The 7,784-nt window shown below is 36.5% G+C and carries 2 protein-coding genes; one reads left to right on the forward strand and one right to left on the reverse strand.

Annotated elements, in window-relative coordinates; genetic code table 11:
* Positions 1 to 1,135 precede the first annotated feature (1,135 nt).
* The gene (locus tag ACFIKY_RS08510; protein ID WP_375661696.1) at positions 1,136 to 6,106 is read right to left on the reverse strand and encodes a DEAD/DEAH box helicase; all 4,971 of its coding nucleotides are present in this window, start codon (positions 6,104 to 6,106) and stop codon (positions 1,136 to 1,138) included.
* Between the two features lie 1,064 nt (positions 6,107 to 7,170).
* Between ACFIKY_RS08510 and ACFIKY_RS08515 the strand changes: the two genes are divergently transcribed.
* Positions 7,171 to 7,784: POTRA domain-containing protein (locus ACFIKY_RS08515; protein WP_375661697.1), on the forward strand; the 614-nt coding region annotated here is incomplete at its 3' end.

A 7,784-nucleotide genomic window follows, 5' to 3' on the forward strand; every position in this document is an offset into this window, starting at 1 on the left:
ACCCAGCAATTGCCATCATGGGATAAGTTACTTTCATTTTCAATAAAACCGCCGAGGTCCCCCGCCTTAACATCATCAAAATCTCTTAGAGCACGTATACGGTGTAAAGTAAGACCATCAAAAGTGAATTTTTCATTGGTAAATTCGTATTTTTTCATTGGAAATTCTTTCTTAACGTAAAAAGTTTTGAAATTGACACCTTATAAAGGCGCCGGGCGCTCAAAACACGGCGTTAAGTCCGTTGCTATGCTTTCCCCTAAAAAGGTTATTGTATGGCATAGCTACACCCGACAAAATCACTATATATGCTAACAAAAGCATAAAAGATAGTCAGTATTTTAAGAAGTGGATAAGGTCGTTTCGTAACCTACCCGCTTAACGTAAAGTGTTTTGATCACTTGATTATTTATATAACAAAATACGTATTTATTGTCAAATAATATTTTATCTTTTTTGATATTTTTTCTTATTTTTTAAATACGTTGTGTATTGATAATAACTTATGCTTATTAATTGCTTCTTTTATATTTATGTGCTTTTAAAGCTATATTATAAGATTTATAAAACGATTGCGTTATTTTCTGAATCTATACATTTATAATATTTAGAAACGCTCTCATAATGCGTATTTTTATCTTTATAACCTATCAGTTTTTTTACTAAATGGTTTTTAATTTTTTTTGTGAATTTTGTTTATAAGGGGCTCTAATGTAAACAACCTATATTGAACGCACTCTATAAACACAACCTGTAATATATATATTTTGTAGGGGTTTTGGGGGTGCTTATACTTTTTTCAAAAATTAGGGAATTAAAAGCGTAAAGTAATATAAGTATTCACAACAAAGCTTTTGAAAACAATAAAGCTATCATTTTAGATTACGGTATAATCTTTTAAAGGCAATGTAAAAGAAGCATATTCACTTTAAGATAGGGTTTCTTAAAAGTCTTAAAGGCAATCCAAAGTACAGTGTTTTAAAAAGTGCAAAGCCTTATCTTTTAGAATAACGCATATAAACTATTCTTTTAAAGATTGTATGTAAGCAATTTATAAAAGGGGCATAGAACCTATAGGTATAAAACCTTATACCCCTTATGAGTTTATCATACCCGTTATATGAGCATGCTTTATAAGTTATTCAGTTTCTCTTAGTTCTAATTTTGGTAGGTTCTTAACGATTTTCATGGTCTCTAAACTTACGGTAATAACCCTCTGAAATAACTCTAGAGGGTAGGCAGGGTTGCCAATGGTTTCAACAGCATAACGATTGGCATCATTAACAATGCCACTCTTTTTATCAGTCTTTACGCATTGACGCCCCATAACCCATTCAAGAGCGGATTTACCATTTACAATATAGCTATAAGCTTCCTTAGGTATATCTGTCATTGTGATATTGCTATTGTAAATAACAGTTGATTTATCTTTTTCTTTACCTGCTTTTGCGAATTTCATTTCTGTAACGTAATAGAATTTCTCAGGATTAGAGATCTCTGTAAATTTTGGATTGCCTTTTTTAAAGGTCACGGGATAAGGTTCTACAGTTTCATAGTTTACGTGCAAATGACCCAGTTCACGCCCAGCTGTTACAAACTTCCAAAAATCATCAGCACTCTTTACACACGGGATACGAGGCAACTCTTTACATAAATTATGAGCATAACGGGCACGATAATCTTCTGAATGAAGCAAACCGTAAACATAATAGAATAGATCATCTTTTGTTATGGTTTCATTCGGATAAGCCATTTTAAAATATGCTAGTCCTTCATCCGTAATGGCATCACGTCTCTGTAAACCAGCTGTTGTGTTTTTCTCTGTAGAATTCGTAAATAAATGAGATTGTTTTTCACTTTTACTTTTTGAAACCGTAGTATCTTCGTAAATATAACGTGGAAAACATTGGTTACCACCATCCATCATATTAAGATTAGGCAAATCTTTAGCCATAAGTACAGAAAAACCACTCCTTGCTCCTATAGCAGCCACTTGTATCACTCTATTTTCAACAGTTTTTCCCATAGGGAATATCCGCGGCATTTGTAAAACCATTTCATTGAAACTTTGGTTATAATAAAGCCATTGCTTCGTAAAAGGACGATATAAACTTTGCATAAGGCATGTAGCTTCAAATTTAAAAATCTTTCCTTTTGCCAAATCTTGTTTAAGAGCACGGCTCCAACTGATTTTTCTTGCATCCGTATTGACGAAATTGTCGATAGCATTTTTACGTATTTTGCGATCAGCATGCGGATAGACATCATTAAAATGTTCCACTTCGCTGTTATAGAAGGCAATCATATGACTCATGTTCTTCTTTAAAGTTTCACGACTTGAGTTATATGCCCACGCATCACGATTGGTTACGATCCCAAGAGAAAACATTTCAAAGAACTTTTTACCATGCCCTTTTTTGTCACCTATAGCCAAAAATGTTTTAAAACTCTCATCACGTTTACCAAGCCAATCCCCATGTTTGTCTGGTGTAATTATTTTCCAACCGTCTTCACGTGTAATACCACCAATACTACCAAAGTATTCGAGAGCTGTAAGTTTTTCTTTTATCGTGCGATTATTACCAATGTCATGATAGTAAATTTTACAAGGTCCAATAGTACTGGGATTTTTGATAAATAGCGTTACCGCAATACCAGTCATACTACCACTACCAAAAACATTCTCTCCTTCTTGAGTTGCTCCATTGCTTAACATATTTTTACGTATATCCCCCCGTAAATTAAGCACATAAATGCTCGTGAATTCTTTGGCTAAAGATTTTCGTAAACCGTCCATTATCGATTTTTCTATGTAACTAGAACCAGAAACAAATCCGATTACCCCAGCATCAGCAATACGGTCACTAGCCCAGCGAATAGCACGAATATAACTATCATAAAGCTTTCGTATATTAGTAGCTTTAGATTGAGCAGCATAAGTTTCACGGATACGGTCATCTAATATGGGATAGGGAGTGTTCTTTGCATTGTCATTAGCGCTTTTTTGTCCTACCGAGTAAGGCGGGTTACCAAAGATAACTTCAATATTTAGATTTTTCTGATGCTCTAAATATTCACTGTTTTCTTTAAATAATTCCTGTAGAAGATTCTTCTCTTCAAGCATCCGAAACGTATCGGTTAAGCCAATATGTTTGAAAGGGATATATTCGCCTTTCATAAGACTATGATAAGTCGATTCAATGTTAATCGCTGCTATGTAATAGGCAAGCAAAACAATCTCACTGGCATGGATATCATGACGGAATTTGTATTCCATATCCTCTGGTTTTATGAGATTGGATTGTAAAAGCCGTGTGATAAAGGTCCCAGTACCCGTAAAAGGGTCAAGAATAGAAACACCCCGTGACCCCAAGCTTGTTCCAAACTCATTACGCAACACATCGTCAACAGAATGAATGATAAAATCAACAACCTCAACGGGCGTATAAACAATCCCAAGCTTATCCGTGGTTTTCTTAAATGCCTTGGCAAAAAAACTTTCATAAAGTTTGATAATAAGATTCTGTTTTGCATGAGTTTCGGTGATACCTGCTGTACAGAATGTGACACTTTTGTAAAATTTATCAAGATCTTTCGTTTTCTCTTCGATATTGGTTTTATCCAGTTCCGTTAAGATCTTATCCATTGCTTGCGAAATGGCATTGTTCTGTACAAATTCATTGCCTTCAAACAAGGCTTCAAACACGGGACGCGTGACAAGATGTTGCGCTAACATCTCAATCGCTTCTTCTTGTTTGATATCGCTGTTGACGTTGTTCTTTAGTTCCTTATGAAATGTATCAAAAGCATGATAGGTTTCGCTTGTCTCATCAGTAAGCAGATTTTGAAGATGCGTGATATGATTTTGAGCAATCTCAGCAACATTGTTCGCCCATATGCCCCAATAATCGGTGATTTTAAAACTATCCAGAAAAATGGCTTTGACAAAATCAAAAAATTCAGAACGGCGGAATAGGTCTCCTTGTCCTCCAGATACCGATTGAGATTTGCTTTCTGCTGTTCCAATGACACGTCCAGAACTTTCTGCTTTTGATGGTATCGAGATCTCATCAACCGTTGTGGTAAGCTCTTTTAATTCATCCTCACGCTTAATCTCTATAATCTCAATCGTATGGCTGCTATCTTGTCCTAAAGACATTTGATTAATTGTCCGAGCAAGTCTCTCATCATGAGAATGTAAAGCATGCAAAACTTGCCAAACAACACGGTATCTCTTATTGTTTTTTAAAGCCTTTTTGGCTTCTAAGCGTGAAGGAATGATAATGGGTAAAATGATATAGCCCGTTTTCTTATTTGGAGCACGACGCATCACACGCCCTACCGCCTGTATCACATCGACTTGGCTATTACGCGGGTGTAAAAACATGATCGCATCAAGAGCAGGGACGTCAATTCCTTCAGACAGACACCGAACATTGCTTAAAATCCGACAAACATTTTGACCCGCATCTTCTTTAAGCCAATCCAGTTCCTCATTGCGCTTTTTGACACTTTGCGTTCCGTCAATATGTCTTACTTCACAGTTTAGAAAGGGAACGGTTTGAAGGAAATCATCAATATGAGATTTGATAATTTTATTAAAGAGCTTTGTTATATATTGAGAGGTATTGATATCTTTACAAAAAGCTAAAGCACATTGCATGGGCTCTGTATCATCATCATCAACAGCCGCTTGCTTATCTATTTTGGTAAGTGCTCTATAACAGCCAATAATTTTTGCCGCATCATCTAAATCAATTTCACGGTTTTCATTGGCAATAATCTCCTGTATGGCTGGTGTGATATAGGTTTCATTAATGCCTAAGACCACAATCTTATAAGGGGTTAACAGTTCATTATCGACAGCTTCCGCGAATGTATAATGATGGAGTTGTTTGCCATAAAGCGTTTCATCGTCCATAGATGCCAAAACAGCATTGATCTCATCCGCCCGCCTTTTAGCAGTATCACTAAAGATCTTAGGCGTTGCTGTCATATACAGACGTTTTTTGCCCCAAATGATGCTGTTATCATGAACCTTGATAAATTCGGATTCATTGTTTTCACTTCCCAATGAAGCACCAGTGGTACGGTGTGCTTCATCGCAAATGATGAGATCAAATTCGGGTAAACCATGCTCTTTTTGCGCATCCGAAATCACTTGGATAGAATGGTAAGTTGAAAAGATAACCGTCATTGCATCTGCTAGGTTTTCACTAGCTTCTTTGGCAAGGGCTTGGGCATCCGTGGTAGCAGGGAGCACAAGATCTGATGTTTCCATGCCAACAATATCATCTTGGTTTTTACGACGCTTGCCTACTTTTGTATCCGAACACACAGCAAAAGAACGCAAAGGTACTTGTGCATCGGCTGTCCATTCACGGATCGTTTGTGAGACTAAAGCAAGCGAGGGCACCAAAAACAACACACGCTTGCCTTTTCCTGCTATGGTTTCTGCTATCTTAAGGCTAGTGAAAGTCTTGCCCGTTCCACATGCCATAATCAGCTTGCCACGGTCTGCTTCTTTTAACCCTTCACAGACTTTCTTGATGGCTTCTTCTTGATGGGGACGAGGCTCTTTTATTGATTTAAGAACAATTTCTTTTTTAGTTGCAAATATTTGCCAATCTATACGACTGTTTTCCATATGACGAAGGTCAATGCGATAAACGGGTATCGCTTGTCCTTTGATCATGGCATTGACATTGTCACTTAATTCCACTTCCGTGGTATCGACGAGAAGACGATATTTAAAGATGTCTTTTCCAGAGGCAGCGATAAAGCTATCAATATCTTTTTTACTGATCTGATGGTCAGCTTTATAAAACTTACATTGAATAGCCACATATCCCTCTTGATGACGAAGCTTTGCCACCAGATCAATGCCGATATCATTTTTATTCCAACCTTCACGCTCTTTAGCCCATTCATAATAGCTCTCAACCGTTTCATATCGTCCAAAATGGAGAGGGTCATGCATAAGATAAGCCATGACAAGGTTTTCAAACAGCGTTCCCAATTCACGGGGTGATTTTGCTTGTTGACGATAATATTCTAAGAGAGAGCGTAAAGAGACATGTTCATGATCAGAATGATGAGGGCGAAGCATAAAGAATAAACTCCATGACAATATATTCTATTGATTAATTCTCTTCAAAAGAATCAAAATGAAGCTTATTAAATCCATTTTGAATGAATAGTGAGAAAAATTCGGAAAATGCTAAAAAGCGGATAAATTTTTTCAAAAAGTTTTTTTTAATGCTGTTTATCCACAGCCTATGAGAGAGATCAGATCAGCAAACTAGTGAAATTTGCTATTCGTTTCACGGGTTAATCAAGACAAATGAAGCATGTGCTTTTAAAATATCATAATGATTATTTTGATAGGTTTTATGAGTCACTCAAATAGTCTATTTTGTCAGTTCAATTTACTGACACAAACTGACAAATATATATTATGGATTGTATTTAAGGTTGTATTGTCGATATAGGTTGTATCGTTAAAATACTAACATATTGAAATATAATGATTTTAATTTTCTCTCATTTGAAAAAAATGATATAGGCTCTAAAAAGAACTGACAACACTGACAGCACTGGACAAAACTCTTCTGTTCAGATCACTCAGATCATTGTCTTTGGAGAAAAGTTCTTTGATGAAAATGCCATTAAATATAACTTATTAGAAAATCAAGACTTTGTTTGCTCGCCAAATTTGGCGAGCAAAGGCAGGAAAAAGAGTTTTGCGTAATTGTCTTGAAAGGCTCTCAAAGAGATTTCTTATTGTTTGCTATGATGGTTTTTGACGATAGGATGTGCTTGATAGTATGATGTCTCGTTTATATGCGTGTTGAGTGGCTTAGAGGAGCTGGAGAGTGAATTTATCTCTAATTATTGATAAATATATTGTAGCATTAAACTGGGGATATTGATGTATTAACCATTGACGGGCTAAACAGTTTTGTTTAGAGGTTTTTTCATATAAATGTGGGGGAGAAATCTTCAGCAGTTAAAATAAAGCAGTTTTTGGGTGCCCCTTTTCTTTGGTTACAGAGGCATGTGCTTTTGTTAAAAGCGTCATAGGGCAGTGGCTGTTTTGAGTGGACTTGTTAGAGGTTCATGAAGTTCTTTTAAAGAGTGCTTCATGAATAGTGCAAAGCGGGGCAATCTGTATTGTTTTCTGTATTTTTACGCCAAAGTTCTCTTTTGAGAATTTTTCGTGCCATTATTGTTTTATTTGGCTTGTTTACAGGTGTAAGTGTTTATGCGCGCTCCTCAGCTATTTTTCATTCCCCAACCGATAATTTTTCTCGCCAACAATCTGAGAAGCAGCAATTAGAAAGAATTGAGAAATTACGGTCTTTAACGCCTAAAAGGATAAAGACGCCTTCAGAGCAAAATCCAGAAACGCTTTTGGGTGGGAAACAATGTTTTCCCATTCATGCTATTGTTGTTGAGGGAGTGCACCATGTCAAAAAGCGCTCTATATCAGCCGTAACAGAGCCTTATGTTGGAAGATGTATTGGGCTTTCTGATATTCAGCTCTTAATCAAGAAGTTAACCAAAGTTTATTTGGATCAAGGCTATGTGACGGCGCGTTTTTACATTCCTGATCAAGATATCAAAAACAGCAAGACGCTCAAATTTGTTGTCGTTGAGGGCAATCTCTCAGAGATTTACTATAATGGTTCACCGGCATCTCGTTATAATAATGTTGTGTGGAGTGCTTTTCCTGGGCTTCAAGGTCATGTTCTGAATATGCGCGATATTGAACAGGGGCTTGATCA

Origin of the sequence: Bartonella sp. CR127HXZ, from assembly GCF_042194555.1 — a bacterium.
Taxonomy (GTDB): domain Bacteria; phylum Pseudomonadota; class Alphaproteobacteria; order Rhizobiales; family Rhizobiaceae; genus Bartonella; species Bartonella grahamii.

Excerpts from the sequence above, each read along its gene's own strand:
- ACFIKY_RS08510 (WP_375661696.1), bottom strand. The coding sequence starts at position 6,106 with ATGCTTCGCCCTCATCATTCTGATCATGAACATGTCTCTTTACGCTCT.